The sequence below is a fragment of the Methylobacterium sp. D48H genome (assembly GCF_053345715.1).
In genome coordinates this window covers 71,783-85,077 of sequence record NZ_JBKFAP010000004.1, presented here as the reverse complement: position 1 = coordinate 85,077, position 13,295 = coordinate 71,783, and the positions used below count along the sequence as shown (strand labels likewise).

12 protein-coding genes are annotated in these 13,295 nt (G+C 72.6%); 6 read left to right on the top strand and 6 right to left on the bottom strand.

Translation table 11 applies throughout. The features are described from left to right. Window positions 1-12 precede the first annotated feature (12 nt). The 6 genes from ACLBX8_RS10740 to ACLBX8_RS10715 all read right to left on the bottom strand — a co-directional run bounded on the left by ACLBX8_RS10740 (window position 13) and on the right by ACLBX8_RS10715 (window position 5,372). Window positions 13-1,029 (bottom strand): zinc-binding dehydrogenase, encoded by a 1,017-nt coding sequence (locus ACLBX8_RS10740; protein WP_447699323.1) that lies wholly within the window; start codon window positions 1,027-1,029, stop codon window positions 13-15. 31 nt (window positions 1,030-1,060) lie between these two features. Beyond that, window positions 1,061-2,041, bottom strand: coding sequence for an ABC transporter substrate-binding protein (locus ACLBX8_RS10735; RefSeq protein WP_447699324.1), 981 nt, complete (start codon window positions 2,039-2,041; stop codon window positions 1,061-1,063). 64 nt (window positions 2,042-2,105) lie between these two features. After that, the gene (locus ACLBX8_RS10730; protein WP_020094477.1) at window positions 2,106-2,921 is read right to left on the bottom strand and encodes an ABC transporter permease; all 816 of its coding nucleotides are present in this window, start codon (window positions 2,919-2,921) and stop codon (window positions 2,106-2,108) included. Continuing rightward, entirely contained in the window at window positions 2,912-3,682 is a 771-nt protein-coding gene (locus tag ACLBX8_RS10725) for an ABC transporter ATP-binding protein (RefSeq protein ID WP_447699325.1), read from the bottom strand. The genes ACLBX8_RS10730 and ACLBX8_RS10725 overlap by 10 nt, the downstream gene beginning before the upstream one ends. After that, window positions 3,679-4,443 (bottom strand): GntR family transcriptional regulator, encoded by a 765-nt coding sequence (locus tag ACLBX8_RS10720; RefSeq protein ID WP_447699326.1) that lies wholly within the window; start codon window positions 4,441-4,443, stop codon window positions 3,679-3,681. The genes ACLBX8_RS10725 and ACLBX8_RS10720 overlap by 4 nt, the downstream gene beginning before the upstream one ends. Window positions 4,444-4,808: 365 nt before the next feature. After that, on the bottom strand, window positions 4,809-5,372 hold the full coding sequence (locus ACLBX8_RS10715; RefSeq protein ID WP_447699327.1) for a MarR family winged helix-turn-helix transcriptional regulator: 564 nt from the start codon (window positions 5,370-5,372) through the stop codon (window positions 4,809-4,811). Between the two features lie 121 nt (window positions 5,373-5,493). Here ACLBX8_RS10715 and ACLBX8_RS10710 point away from each other — a divergent pair, with 121 nt between their 5' ends. Genes ACLBX8_RS10710 through ACLBX8_RS10685 form a run of 6 tightly spaced genes read left to right on the top strand, consistent with a single transcriptional unit; the run spans window position 5,494 to window position 13,262 of the window. Continuing rightward, the gene (locus ACLBX8_RS10710) at window positions 5,494-6,777 is read left to right on the top strand and encodes an amidohydrolase/deacetylase family metallohydrolase (protein ID WP_447699328.1); all 1,284 of its coding nucleotides are present in this window, start codon (window positions 5,494-5,496) and stop codon (window positions 6,775-6,777) included. A gap of 10 nt (window positions 6,778-6,787) precedes the next feature. Beyond that, window positions 6,788-7,657, top strand: a complete 870-nt coding sequence (locus ACLBX8_RS10705; RefSeq protein WP_447699329.1) for an alpha/beta hydrolase — start codon at window positions 6,788-6,790, stop codon at window positions 7,655-7,657. Continuing rightward, the gene (locus ACLBX8_RS10700) at window positions 7,654-10,008 is read left to right on the top strand and encodes a xanthine dehydrogenase family protein molybdopterin-binding subunit (RefSeq protein ID WP_447715078.1); all 2,355 of its coding nucleotides are present in this window, start codon (window positions 7,654-7,656) and stop codon (window positions 10,006-10,008) included. The genes ACLBX8_RS10705 and ACLBX8_RS10700 overlap by 4 nt, the downstream gene beginning before the upstream one ends. Next, window positions 10,005-10,877, top strand: a complete 873-nt coding sequence (locus ACLBX8_RS10695) for an FAD binding domain-containing protein (RefSeq protein WP_447715077.1) — start codon at window positions 10,005-10,007, stop codon at window positions 10,875-10,877. Before ACLBX8_RS10700 ends, ACLBX8_RS10695 begins: the two co-directional genes overlap by 4 nt. Then, complete coding sequence (locus ACLBX8_RS10690) at window positions 10,874-12,079, top strand: xanthine dehydrogenase family Fe-S subunit (protein ID WP_447699332.1); 1,206 nt, start codon at window positions 10,874-10,876, stop codon at window positions 12,077-12,079. The genes ACLBX8_RS10695 and ACLBX8_RS10690 overlap by 4 nt, the downstream gene beginning before the upstream one ends. Before the next feature lie 34 nt (window positions 12,080-12,113). Further along, on the top strand, window positions 12,114-13,262 hold the full coding sequence (locus tag ACLBX8_RS10685; RefSeq protein ID WP_447699333.1) for an ABC transporter substrate-binding protein: 1,149 nt from the start codon (window positions 12,114-12,116) through the stop codon (window positions 13,260-13,262). Window positions 13,263-13,295 lie beyond the last annotated feature (33 nt).

The following is a 13,295-nucleotide window of genomic DNA, read 5'->3' as shown; positions in this document are numbered from 1 at the left end:
CCTCGGGCGGTGTCAGGGGGTGACGACGATCTTGCCCATGACCTCGCGGTCGCGGATCATCCGCAGGCCCTCGGCGGCCTCCTCGAGGGGCAGGAGCTTGTCGATGGTCGGCTTCAGCGTGCCGGCCTGGATCATGTCCATCAGGGCCGACAGGTTGTCGTCGTAGAAGCTGTTCGAGCCGATCACCTTGAGCTCGAAGCTCCAGATGTAGCGGAGATCCTCCTTGGGATCGTGCCCCGCGGTGGCCCCGCAGACCAGCAGCGTGCCGCCGCGCTTCAGGCACTTGAGCGAGGGCACCCAGGTGTCGCCGCCGGTGAAGTTGATCACCACGTCGACCCCGCCCTCGTAGGTCCGGCGCTGCGGCTTGCCGTACTGCTGGATCGCCCACTTGGAGAAGTCGGTCTCGCGGTAGTTGACGACGTGGTCGGCCCCGAGGGCCGTCAGCGCCGCCATCTTCTCCGCGCTGCCCGCGCAGGCGATCACCTCGGCGCCGAGCTGCTTGGCCAGCATCACGCAGCCGGTGCCGACGCCGCCGCTGGCGCCGAGGATCAGGACCTTGTCGCCGGCCTTCACGGTGTTGTGGGTGATCAGCATGCGGTGGGCCGTGCCGTAGGCCACCGGCAGGGACGCCGCGTCCGCGTAGCTCACGTCCGGCGGCATCGCGATGAGCTGGCTCGTCGAGACCCGGCAGTACTCGGCCATGCCGCCGTCGAGCATCTCGCCCATCAGGCCCTTGGCCTTGTTGAGCGGGTTGACCAGCACCCGGTCGCCGACGCGCCACTCCGCGACGCCCGCGCCGAGCTCGACGACCTGCCCGGCCATGTCGAGGCCGATCACCACCGGCATCGGCACCTTGATGCCGGGCATGCCCTTCACGGTGAACACGTCGTGGTAGTTGAACGAGGACGCGCCGACGCGGATCAGGACCTCGCCCGGGCCGGGGGACGGCTTCGGGTAGTCGTTCACCACCTTCAGCGTGTCGATGTCGCCGTGCGCCTCCAGCACGAGCGCCTTCATGGTCTGAGCCATCGTGAAATCCCTCTTCTGCAGGTCGGAAAGGCTACGGGATCGTCTTCGACCGCTCGTAGGGGCCGGGAACCAGGGCCGTGTCCGGCAGGCTGCCCTGAACGGCGCCGACCGCCTTGAAGACGTCGAATTCCCGCTTCAGCGAGGCGATGTCGGCGGGCTCCAGGCTGACCGTGTAGATGCCGTCCCAGAGGCCCGCGTAGGCCGCGGCGTCGGCGTCGCTCAGGTTCGCGGCCGCCTTCAGGATCTTGGCCACGCCGGGCTTGTCGGCCTTTCCGAAGGCGTAGGCCTTGCGCATCGCGGCCACGACCTTGGCGGGCGCGTCCGGATTCTGCGTCATCCAGGCATTGCGCATCAGGCCGACGCCGAGGACCGGCGGCGCGTCCTGCTTGGTGAGGCGCCTCCACTCCTCCCGGAAGGTGCCGAGCCGGCGCAGCTTCACGTCCGGCAGGAGCGCGAGGGTCACGGTGCGCAGCGCCGCGGCGTCGATGTCCTTCTGGACGAGGAATTGCGCCAGCCGGGAATCGTTGCCGGGGACGGCCTGGTAATCCGAGGGCTTGAGGCCGTGATTGGTCTCCAAGATCGCCGCCGCGATGGCGGCGGTGCCGCTGCCCGCGGGCGAGGTGCCGATCTTCCTGCCCCTGAGGTCGGCCATCGCCTTGATCGGCGAGTCCTCCGGAACGACGAAGTCGAGGTCGGCCACCTGGGTCGCGAGGACGATGCTCATCGGCAGGCCGTCGGCGGTCACGCTCAGCGCCGTCCCGGCGCTCGCCGCGATCGCGAAATCGATCGCCCCGGCGGCCATGGCCTTGGTCGGCGCGTTCACGTCCGGGAACTTGACGTACTCGGCCGTCAGGCCCTCCTTCTCCATGAACTTGCCGGCCTCCAGCACGGCGCCGAAGCCGAGGCTGATGCCCGAGCTCCAGTAGCCGATGCGCACCGTCTCGGCGCGCGCGAGGCCGGGCAGGCCGACCGCGCAGAGCGCGGCGACGGCGAGGGCGCGGATTCGTTTCAAGGCGTTCTCCAGGAGCTGCGATGGGGGGACGTGCGGCGGGCGTGTCCCCGGCTGGCGCCGGCCGTCACGGCTGCGCCACCTTCTTCCAGGCGAACAGGCGCTGCTCGGCCGGCTTCAGGACGAGCGTCTCGAGCCCGATCATCAGGGCGACGAGGGTGAGGGTCCAGGCGAAGACCTGGTCGGTCTGGACGAGGTCGGCCGCCTGCCGCAGGCGGTAGCCGATGCCGCTGCTCGCCCCGAGCGATTCCGCCACGAGGACGACCCGCGCCCCGAAGCCGATGGCGAGGCGCGCGCCCGCGAAGAAGGCGGGCAGGATCGTCGGCAGGTAGATCTTGGTCAGCACCTTGCGGCGCGGCATCCGGAAGGTGCGGGCGAGCTCGAGATGCTCGGCGCTGACCGTGCGCGTGCCCTGCCAGACGTTGGTCAGGATCAGCGGCATCGCGGTCATGAACACCACGAAGATCGTGGTCCAGTTCGAGAGGCCGAACCAGATCAGCGCGAAGATCGCCCAGATCGCGGAGGAGACGGTGTTGGTCACCGTCAGCACCGGCTCGAAGAAGCGCCCGAGGCGCGGGCTCGCGCCGAGCAGCAGGCCGAGCGGCAGCCCCACGAGGGCCGCGAAGGCGAGGCCGGCGCCGATCCGGCCCAGCGTGATGCCGAGATCGGCGGCGAAGCTCGGCGTGGCGACGAGGCCGAGCCACGTGTGCCAGACCCGCGCGGGGCTCGGCAGGACGAAGCTCGGCGCGTGCAGCGATCCGAGCTGCCACGCGGCCAGCGCCAGGGCGAGCAGGGCGAGCCGCTGGAGCAGCACGCCCGCCCGGCGGCCGGCACCGGACGTCCGCGTCCGCCGGATCAGGCGCGGCGGGGTCTTCACGAGCATCGCGCGCTCGCGGCGGAGAGGCTGATGCGCAGGCGCCGAACCTCCTCGGCGACCTCCGTCGAGAGCGGGTCGCGGGGGTACGGCAGATCGATCGCCCGGAGGGTGCCGATCCGGCCCGGCCGCGGGTGCAGGACAACCACCTGGCTCGCCAGCACCACCGCCTCCTCGACGTCGTGCGTGACGAAGACCAGGGTCATCGCCCGCAGGCCGGCGATGCGCAGCAGCTCCGCGTGCATCTGCGCGCGGATCTCGGGATCGAGCTTCGAGAACGGCTCGTCGAGGAGCAGGATCTTGGGCTCGGTCACGAGGCTGCGCGCGAGCGCCACCCGGCTGCGCATGCCCCCCGACAATTCGTGCGGGTAGGCGTCGCGGAAGGCCTCCAGCCCGACGAGCCGCAGGGTCTCGTCGACCCGCCGGGCCCGCTCCGCCCGGCCCATGCGTCCGGCCTCGAGGCCGAAGGCGACGTTCTGGGCGGCCGTGCGCCAGGGCAGCAGCCGGTCCTCCTGGAACATGTAGGTCATGGCCCGCCAGTCGCGGAAGGCGTGCGACGGGATGCCGTTCAGGAGGACGGCGCCCTGATCGGGCTCGACCAGCCCGGCGATCATGTTGAGGAGGGTGCTCTTTCCGCAGCCCGACGCGCCCAGGATCGCGACGATCGCGTGCTGCGGGATCGCGATGTCGACGGTGTCGAGGACGTGGAGCGGCCCGCCCTCGCGCCGGTCGAACCACTTGCTGACGTGGTCGAGCTCGACGGCGTTCACGGCTCGCCCCCGTCGACTCGGGCCGGCCGCACCGGCGCCACCACCGCGGTGTCGCGCAGGCTGGCGATGACCTTCTCCAGGGTCATGTCGCGGAACGTCTCGACGTGGCGGCGGGCCACCAGGGCGGCGCTGTCGGCGTCACCCGCCACGAGGTGCTCGATCATCGCGGTGTGGTCGTTCTCGATGTTCGGCCGCACCCCCTGCACGCCGAAGCCGAGGGCGACGAGGCGGGTCATCTCGTCGAGGAGGCCCGACAGCGTCCGGTACAGGCGCCCGTTCCCCGAAGCCGCGGCGATCGCGAGGTGGAAGCCCCGGTTGGCCTCCAGGAAGAAGTCGATCTGGTTGCCCATCTCCACCGTGATCTTGCGGCGGCAGACCTGCTCCAGGCGCTCCAGATGCGCCCGGTTCACGCGGCCGGCGGCGCCCCGCGCCGCGAGGGGCTCAAGCTCCATCCGGAGGGCGAAGACCTCGTCGACATCCTTCACGGTCACCGGGCTGACCCGGTAGCCGTGCCGCGGCATCGAGCTGACGAAGCCTTCCTGGGCCAGGCGCTGGAGCGCGATCCGGCAGCTCGCCTTGCCGATCTCGAACCGCTCCATCACCTCGGCCTCGGTGAAGCGCGTGCCGGGCAGGAGGCGGCAGGCGACGATCTCGCGGCGCATCAGGTCGTAGGCCTGGTTGCCCTTGCGCGTGGCGTCGGGGACGGCGAGCACCGTCGTGGTCGGGCGAGCGGGCCGGGACCTGTCATCGCGGGTCGTCATCGCACCTCGCTGTTCGGGCATTGAGGCTCCCACAGCATGCTGTGAGCTGCCCACCACACGCAGGACATGTGCCAACCCCGCGCCGGCCCGCCTGCGCGCGGCGCGCATCGGCAGGCGGAACGATGGTCGGGTGCCGGCATTCGTCGCGCGGTGGGAAGCTCAGATGCGACGCGTGATCAGCTCAGCGCGCGCTGTAGGCATTCCATGCCGTATTTATGCGCAACGTCTCCGCGTTCTGTAAATGGAATGCGCGTCCAATTTTCGCGAAGATGTTGGAAGAAAGAGCTTTTCGCGGCGCTCAGACGCAGAACGATCTGTGTTTTCTTTGAGCAGTGAGGCGTGCTGCCGGCCGCGTCGGCGACGCCCTACAGGATGTCGGGCTGGCCGCGCCGGTGCTCGTGCCCCGCGATGACGCGGCGCAGGAGCCGGGTCAGGGTGTCCTGCTCCGCCGGAGTGAGGGCCTCGACGGTCGCGGCGTGCGCCGCCCGCGCCGCCGGCTCCATCGCGCCGTGGAGCGCGGCGCCCTCGTCCGTCAGCCGGCAGACCTGCGCGCGGCGGTCGAGGGGCGAGGTCGTGCGGCTCACCAGACCGCGGGCCGCGAGGCGCTTCAGGGCGCCGGTCGTCGTCGTCCGATCGAGGGCGACCGCGCTCGCGAGCGTCGTCTGATCGGCCTCCCCCAGATCGCGCAGCAGCGAGAGCAGGCTGTACTGGAGCGGGGTGACGCGGAACGCGGCACAGCGTTCTGCGAAGAGGCTGACGTGGATCTGGTGCATGCGGCGGGCGAGGAAGCCTGGGCGCTCGGCCAGGGGCCAGTGCCGCGCCTCCGCCGCCGCGTCCGTTGCCGCGTCCGTTGCCGCGCTCGCCGCCCCCGCGGCGACCCCCGCCTCTGCCGACCCCGCCGCGAACCCGGCGTCCGGGACCTCATCCATCGTCCGCCTCCGCAGAACGGTTCCAGCCTTGGCACGCGGTGTGCAACGCCGGAATACGAAGCATGCTTCGCTTTTGGCAAGGGCGAGGCCGGCGCGCGCCGGCCGGGACCACGAGGTCGACATGGACAATCGCCGCTATGATCTGGTTCTGCGGGGTGGGCGGGTCATCTGCCCGGCCTCCGGCATCGACGGCATCCGCGACGTGGCGGTGCGGGACGGGCGCATCGCCGCCGTGGCGGAGACGATTTTGCCCTCGGCCGCCGCCGAGGTGGTCGACGTCTCGGGCAAGCTCGTCCTGCCCGGCATGATCGACACCCACGCCCACGTCTACCAGTACGTCACCGGCCGGTTCGGCCTGAACCCCGACATGGTCGGCGTGCGCTCGGGCGTGACCACGGTGGTGGACCAGGGCGGGCCGTCCTGCATGACCCTGCCGGGCTTCCGCCACTTCATCGCCGAGCGCTCGGAGACGCAGGTGCTCGCCTTCCTGTCGGCCTATCTCGTCGGCGGCCTGGAGGGGCATTTCTACCCGAACCTCTACAGCCCGGACGGCGTCGACATCGACGCCACCGTGAAGTCGGCCACCGAGAACCGCGACCTCGTGCGCGGCATCAAGGGCCACGCCGAGATCGGCGGCTTCGCCCGCTGGGGCATCAAGGTGATGGAGATGGCCGCCGAGATCAGCCGGCGCGCCGACCTGCCGCTCTACGTGCATTTCGGCCAGCTCTGGGGCCTGCCGGAATCGGGCGCCAACGGCGAGGATGCCGACACCATCGTCGAGCGGGTGATCCCGCTGCTGCGGCCCGGCGACGTGCTGGCCCATCCCTTCACCCGCCACCCGGGCGGCTTCATCAACGAGCAGGGCGAGGTCCACCACATCATCCGCCGGGCCATGGAGGCCGGGCTGAAGGTCGATGTCGGCCACGGCAGCCACTTCTCCTACCGCGTGGCCCGCGCGTCCCTGCCGGCCGGCGTGATCCCCTACACGCTCGGCGCCGACATGCACGGCTACAACACCGAGGTGCCCGAGGTGACGAAGCCCGCCGGCACCCCGGACGAGCACCACGACGACGAGAACCATCCCTTCCTCGGCCAAGCCCGGTTCAGCCTGACCCAGGCGATGAGCTCGATGATGGCGCTCGGCATCCCGCTGGAGGACGTGGTGCCGATGGTGACGTCGCACCCGGCCGAGATGCTGCGCATGGGCGACCGGATCGGCGCCCTCAAGGTCGGCTACGCGGCCGACGTCTCGGTGCTGCACGACGATCGCGGCCGCTTCCTGCTGCGCGACAACGAGGACACGCGGGTGATCGCCGACCGCCTGCTGCGCCCGGCCTTCTGCCTGCGCGCGGGGAAGCGCTTCGAGGCCGACTCGCCGATCCTGCCCCAGGCGATCGCGGCCTGAGGTGGCGCCGGTGAACGCCTTCGTCCTCGACGACCCGACACCGCCGGACCCGCGCCGCCGCTGGGACAGCCTGGACTTCGCGGCCCGGGGCGCCTGCTACGACAACAACGCGGGCGTGCCCGACAGCGCCGCGCAGGTCGCGGCCCGCAACGCGGCCTCCGCGGCCTACCGCGCGGCGCACCCGGCCGGGCTCGACATCCCCTACGCCGCCGGCGCGCGCACCGGCTTCGACCTCTACCCGGCGGCGGAGACGGGGGCGCCCTGCCTCGTCTTCGTCCACGGCGGCTACTGGCAGCGCAACGCCCGAGCCGACTTCGCCTGCTTCGCGGAAGGGCTGAACGCCGCCGGCTGGTCGGTGGCGATGCCGGGCTACACCCTGGCACCCGAGGCGAGCCTCACCGGGATCGTCGCCGAGATCGGGGCCGCCCTCGACTGGCTCGCCGCGCACGGGACGGCGCGCGGGATCGGCGGCCCGATCGTCCTCGCCGGCTGGTCCGCGGGGGCGCAGCTCGCCGCGCTCCATCTCGGGCATCCCGCCGTGTCCGCGGTCCTGGCGATCTCCGGCGTCTACGACCTCGCGCCGATCCGCGAGACCTACCTGAACGAGAAGCTCGGGCTGACCGAGGACGAGATCGGGACGCTGTCGCCCCTGCGCCTGCCCGTCGTGCCCAAGCCCATGACGGTCGCCTACGGCAGCCGGGAGCTGCCCGCCCTCGTCCGCGACGCGCGCAACCTCCACGCCCTGCGCGGCGCCGCCCACGCGCCGGGCGCCCTGCTGCCGGTCCCGGGCGCCGACCACTTCTCGATCCTCGACGAATTCCGCCGGCCCGACGGCCTTCTGGTCCGCGCCGCCCAGGATGTTTTCGGAGGCGCCCGATGAGCCGCGAGGGCGTCGGGGCCCCCCTGCCCCGCAAGGAGGACGACCGCCTGATGCGCGGGCGCGGCCAGTATGTCGGCGACCTCCGGCTGCCGGGGATGCAGGACGTCGCCTTCGTGCGCAGCCCGCTCGCCCATGCCCGGATCCGCGCCATCCACGTGCCGAAGGCCCATCGCGACCGCGTCTTCACCGCCGCCGACCTCGACGGCGTGCTGCCGATCCGGGCGGTCTCGGGGCTGCCCGGCTTCAAGGTGTCCGAGCAGCCGGTGCTCGCCACCGGCAAGGTCCGGCAGGTCGGCGAATTGGTGGCGCTGTGCGTCGCCCCGACCCGCGCGGAGGCCGAGGACATCGCCGACGCCGTCGTCCTCGACCTGGAGGAGCTGCCCGCCATCCACGACATGCTGGCCGCGCGCGCGCCGGGCTCCGCCCTGGTCCACGAGCACTGGGGCGACAACGTCTTCCTGGAGACCCTGGTCGATGTCGGCATCGAGGGCGCCCTCGACGCGCCGATCAAGGTGAGCCGCACCATCTCGACGGGCCGCCAGTGCATGGCGCCGATCGAGGGCCGCGGCACCGTGGTGAGCCTCGATCACCGCCTCGACCAGCTCGTCGTCCACACCGCGAGCCAGATGCCGCACATCGTGCGCAACGGCCTCTCCGAATGCCTCGGGATCGAGCAGGGCCGCATCCGCATCGTCTCGCCGGATGTCGGCGGCGGCTTCGGCTACAAGGCGATCCTGCTCGCCGAGGACGTGGCGCTCGCCTGGCTCGCGCTCCGCTGCGGCCATCCGGTCCGCTGGCTGGAGGACCGCCGCGAGCACCTGACCGCCAACGCCAATTGCCGCGAGCACCATTACCGCATCACCGCCTACGCGGAGCTGGACGGGACCCTGCGCGGCATCGACTGCGAGGCCACCGTCGATTCCGGCGCCTACTCGGCCTACCCGTTCTCGGCCTGCCTGGAGGCCGCGCAGGTCGCCAGCATCCTGCCGGGGCCCTACGATTTCCCGGCCTATCGCTGCCGGACATGGTCGGTGGCGACCAACAAGTGCCCGATCCTGCCCTACCGGGGCGTCGCGCGCACCGGCGTCTGCTTCGCCCTGGAACTGGTGCTCGACGCCGTCGCCCGCGCGGCGGGGGTCGCGCCCGAGACCGTGCGCGAGAAGAACCTCGTGCGGCCCGGGCAGATGCCGTTCGAGAACATCACGAAGAAGCACTTCGACAGCGGCGACTACCCGGAGGCGCTCGCCCGGGCGCTGAAGGCCGTCGACGTGGACGCGATCCGCGCCCGCCAGCGTGAGGGCGAGCCGGACGGGCGCCGGATCGGCCTCGGCCTCGCGATCTACTGCGAGCAGGCCGCGCACGGCACCTCGGTCTATTCCGGCTGGGGCATCCCGATGGTGCCCGGCCACGAGCAGGCCAGCGCCCGCCTGACCCCGGACGGCGGCCTGGAATTGCGGATCGGCGCCCATTCCCACGGCCAGGGCCTGGAGACGACGCTGGCCCAGGTCGCCCACGAGATCCTGGGCGTCCCGGTGGCGCGCACCCGCCTCGTCCACGGCGACACCGCCATGACCCCCTACTCGACGGGCTCCTGGGGCTCCCGCGTCATGGTGATGGCGGGCGGCGCGGTGGCGGCGGCCTGCGAGGCGTTGCGCGACCGCGCCGTGCGGATCGGCGCCCACCTGCTCCAGGCGCGGCCCGAGGAATGCCGGTTCGAAGGTGGCCACGTCGTCGGCCCCACGGGCGATGTCCCGCTCGAGGTGATCGCCCGCACCTGGTACCGCCGCCCGCAGGACCTCGCGCCCGACACCGATCCCGGCGGGCTCGAGGTCACCGCCGGCTACAAGCCGGTGCGCGATTCCGGCACCTTCTCGTACGCGGCGCACGCGGCCGTGGTGGCGGTCGATCCCGATCTCGGGGCGGTGGAGATCCTCGACTACGTCATCGTCGAGGACGGCGGCACGCTGGTGAACCCCCTCGTGGTCGACGGCCAGATCTACGGCGGCCTCGCGCAGGGGATCGGCACGGCCCTGTTCGAGGAGATGCGCTTCGACGGCCGCGGCCAGCCGCTGGCCTCAACCCTCGCCGACTACCTCCTGCCCGGCGCCGCCGACGTGCCGATGGCGCGCATCGACCACATGGAGACGCCCTCGCCCTACACGCGCTTCGGCCAGAAGGGCATCGGCGAGGGCGGCGCCATCGCGCCCCCGGCGGCGCTCGCCAATGCCATCAACGATGCGCTGGCGCCGCTCGGCGTCGAGATGCTGCATTCCCCCGTCACACCCCGGCGGATCGTGGAGGCGGTGCTCGCCACCCGCGCCCCCGCCGAGACCGCGCGGGAGGCCGCATGAAGCCCGCCGCCTTCGCCTGGGAGCGCCCCGACAGCCTGCCCGCGCTGCTGGCGCGCCTTGCCGAGGCCCACGCGGGCGTGAAGCTGATCGCGGGGGGCCAGTCCCTCGGACCGATGCTGAACCTGCGCCTCGTCGAGCCCACCCTCATCCTCGACATCACCGGCGTGCCCGAGCTCCGGACCGCGCGGGTCGAGGGCGACACGCTCGTGCTCGGGGCCTGCGTGACCCATGCGGACATCGAGGACGGGCGCGTCCCGGATCTCACCGGCGGCGCGCTGCGGCGGGTCGCGGCCGCGATCGCCTACCGGCCGGTGCGCAACCGCGGCACGGTCGGCGGCAGCCTCGTCCACGCAGACCCGGCCGCCGACTGGGTCACCGCCCTGACGGCCCTCGGCGCCGAGGTCGAGATCGCGGGCCGGAACGGCCGCCGCACCCTTCCAGTGGAGCGCTTCGTCACCGGCGCCCTCGAAGTGGCCCTCGGCGCGGGCGAGATCCTGGTCGCGGTGCGCGTCCCGGCGCTGCCGGCGGGCGCGGCCTGGGGCTACGTCAAGCACTGCGCGAAGATCGGCGAGTTCGCCCACGCCATCGGGGCCGTGCGCCTCGAGCCCGGCGCGGGCCGGGGCCGGGCCGTGATCGGCGCGGTCGCGGGGCCGCCCGTGCTCCTGGCCGATGCCCGCCCGCTCTTCGGCGGCCGCATCGGCGCCGACTTCGCCGCGCGCTTCGACCCCCGGGCCGCCGACCAGGCCCTGCGGGAGGCCGGCATGGCCGACGCGGTCGAGCGGCACATCCACGTCACCGTCCTGAGCCGCGCGGTGGCCGCAGCGGCCGCGCCCGATCCCCGCTCCAACACCCTTCCGGAGGCCGCATGAGCGCCGCGCTGGCCGAACCCGGGACGTCCCGCATGGCCCTGGCGCTGACGGTGAACGGCCGCGCCGTGCGGGTCGCGGCCGAGCCGCGCAGCCACCTCGGCGACGTGCTGCGCGACGGGCTCGACCTCACCGGCACGCATCTGGGCTGCGAGCACGGCGTCTGCGGCGCCTGCACGGTCCTGCTCGACGGCGAGCCGGCCCGTGCCTGCCTCACCTACGCGGGGGCCTGCGCGGGCGCCGCGGTCACGACGATCGAGGGCCTCGACGCGGACGCGATCGCGGGCGAGTTGCGGGCCGCCTTCAACCGCGAGCACGCGCTCCAGTGCGGCTACTGCACGCCCGGGATGCTGGTGGCCGCCCGCGACCTGGTCCTGCGGCTGCCCGAGGCCGACGAGCGGCGGATCCGCGTCGGCCTGTCGGGCAATCTCTGCCGCTGCACCGGCTATGCCGGCATCGTCCGGGCGGTGATGGCGGTGATCGCGGACCGGCGCGGGCGCGGCATCCCCCCCGAGACCGGCGCGGCGCGGCCGCTCGGCCCGGTCGGCGCCCGGATCGGCGCTGGGGTCGGCGCGTCAGGGCTCGCGCCCCCGCCGGCGGATCGGCCCGCCCCGGCTTCGCCCGCCGCGGTGGCGGATCTGTCCGACGCGTTTGCGCCGGCCCACGGCTTCACGCAGGTCCTCGACGTCGCCCACCCGCCGGAGGCCGTCTTCGCCCTGCTGGGCGACCTCGCGGCGGTCGCCGCCTGCCTGCCGGGCGCGGTGCTGACGGCGCGGCCCACCCCCGACACGGTCGAGGGCGGTCTGCAGGTGCGGATCGGGCCGATCGCCGCGACGTTCCGCGGCCGCGCCCGCCTCGCGCGGGACGAGGCCGCCCGGACCGGCGCGGTCCACGGGGCCGGCACCGACGCGGGCGGCCGCTCGGCGACCGAGGGCCGGATCCGCTACCGGGTCGAGGCCGGGCCGACGCCCGGCACCGCCCGGGTCGACCTCGACGTCGGCTACACCCTGACCGGGCCGCTCGCGCAGTTCGGCCGGCCCGGCCTCGTGCGCGACCTCGCCGGCCGCATCGCCGCGGAGTTCACCCGCAACCTCGATGCCCGGCTCTCGGGCGTCGCGGCGCCGGCGCCCGCCGGCCTCAACCCGCTCCGCCTGCTCCTCGGCCTCGCCCGCGCGCGCCTCGCGGCGTGGTTCGGCCGCGCCTGATCCCCTCCCGCCTCAATCCACCGGAGACACGCGAATGCCCAGCAGGTTCACCCTCACGACCGCGATCCTGCTGGCGCTGACGGCCACCGGCGCACGGGCGGAGGCGATCCGCATCGGCGTCAACGAGCCGCTGACCGGGCCGTTCGCGGCCTCGGGCACCTACGTGGTCAACGGCGCCAAGATCGCCGCCGACGAGATCAACGCCAAGGGCGGCGTCCTCGGGAAGAAGCTCGAACTCGTGATCGAGGACAACAAGAGCAACCCGACCGAGGCCGCCGCGGTCGCCGAGAAGCTGATCACCAGCGACAAGACCCCGGTGATGATGGGCGCCTGGGGCTCCAGCCTGACGCTCGCCGTGATGCCCAAGCTCACGGATTACGAGACGCCGATGCTGGTCGAGACCTCCTCGTCCGGCAAGATCACGACCTCCGGCAACCCTTACGTGTTCCGGATCTCGCCGCCCTCGTCGCTGGAGGCCGAGACCTTCGCGCCGATGGTGTCTCGCCTCGGGCTGAAGAAGGTCGACTTCCTTGTCCTCAACAACGATTTCGGCCGCGGCGCCGCGACCGATTTCGGCAAGATGCTCAAGGACAAGGGCGTCACGGTCGGCCTCGTCGAGACGATGGACCAGGGCGCGCAGGACATGAGCGCCCAGCTCGCCAAGCTGAAGGCGTCGGATTCCGACACGATCATGATCACGAGCTCGGTCGATCAGCTCGTGCTGCTGTTCAAGCAGATGGCGGCGCTCGGCCTGAAGAAGCGGGTCATCACCACCGGCGGATCCCAGAACCCGGACCAGATCATCGCCCAGGCCGGCGCGGCCGCCGACGGCACGATGCACCTGACGACCTTCCTGCCCTGGTCGCCCGACAAGACGCCGGACCCGAAGGCCACCGAGGCCTTCATCGCCGCGTGGAAGAAGCGCGGCTTCGAGTTCGCCGGCGTCACCGAGAGTTTTCGCGGGTACGACGGCATCCGCGCGATCGCCCACGCCATCGAGAAGGCGGGCTCGGCCGATCCGGCCGCGATCACCAAGGCGTTCTGGTCGGTCGACTTCGTCGGGCTCAACGGGCCGATCCGCTTCGCCAAGGCCGGCCCCGCCGGGAAGGAGAGCGGGCAGAGCAAGCCCGACGTCTACCTCATCGAGATCAAAGACGGGAAAGTGATCGTGCCGGCGCTGTGAGCGCCTCCGGACCGGCGGCCCGACGCCGGTCCT

Excerpts from the sequence above, each read along its gene's own strand:
- ACLBX8_RS10730 (WP_020094477.1), bottom strand. The coding sequence starts at position 2,921 with ATGCTCGTGAAGACCCCGCCGCGCCTGATCCGGCGGACGCGGACGTCC.
- ACLBX8_RS10690 (WP_447699332.1), top strand. The coding sequence starts at position 10,874 with ATGAGCGCCGCGCTGGCCGAACCCGGGACGTCCCGCATGGCCCTGGCG.
- ACLBX8_RS10720 (WP_447699326.1), bottom strand. The coding sequence starts at position 4,443 with ATGACGACCCGCGATGACAGGTCCCGGCCCGCTCGCCCGACCACGACG.
- ACLBX8_RS10715 (WP_447699327.1), bottom strand. The coding sequence starts at position 5,372 with ATGGATGAGGTCCCGGACGCCGGGTTCGCGGCGGGGTCGGCAGAGGCG.
- ACLBX8_RS10710 (WP_447699328.1), top strand. The coding sequence starts at position 5,494 with ATGGACAATCGCCGCTATGATCTGGTTCTGCGGGGTGGGCGGGTCATC.
- ACLBX8_RS10740 (WP_447699323.1), bottom strand. The coding sequence starts at position 1,029 with ATGGCTCAGACCATGAAGGCGCTCGTGCTGGAGGCGCACGGCGACATC.
- ACLBX8_RS10700 (WP_447715078.1), top strand. The coding sequence starts at position 7,654 with ATGAGCCGCGAGGGCGTCGGGGCCCCCCTGCCCCGCAAGGAGGACGAC.
- ACLBX8_RS10685 (WP_447699333.1), top strand. The coding sequence starts at position 12,114 with ATGCCCAGCAGGTTCACCCTCACGACCGCGATCCTGCTGGCGCTGACG.
- ACLBX8_RS10695 (WP_447715077.1), top strand. The coding sequence starts at position 10,005 with ATGAAGCCCGCCGCCTTCGCCTGGGAGCGCCCCGACAGCCTGCCCGCG.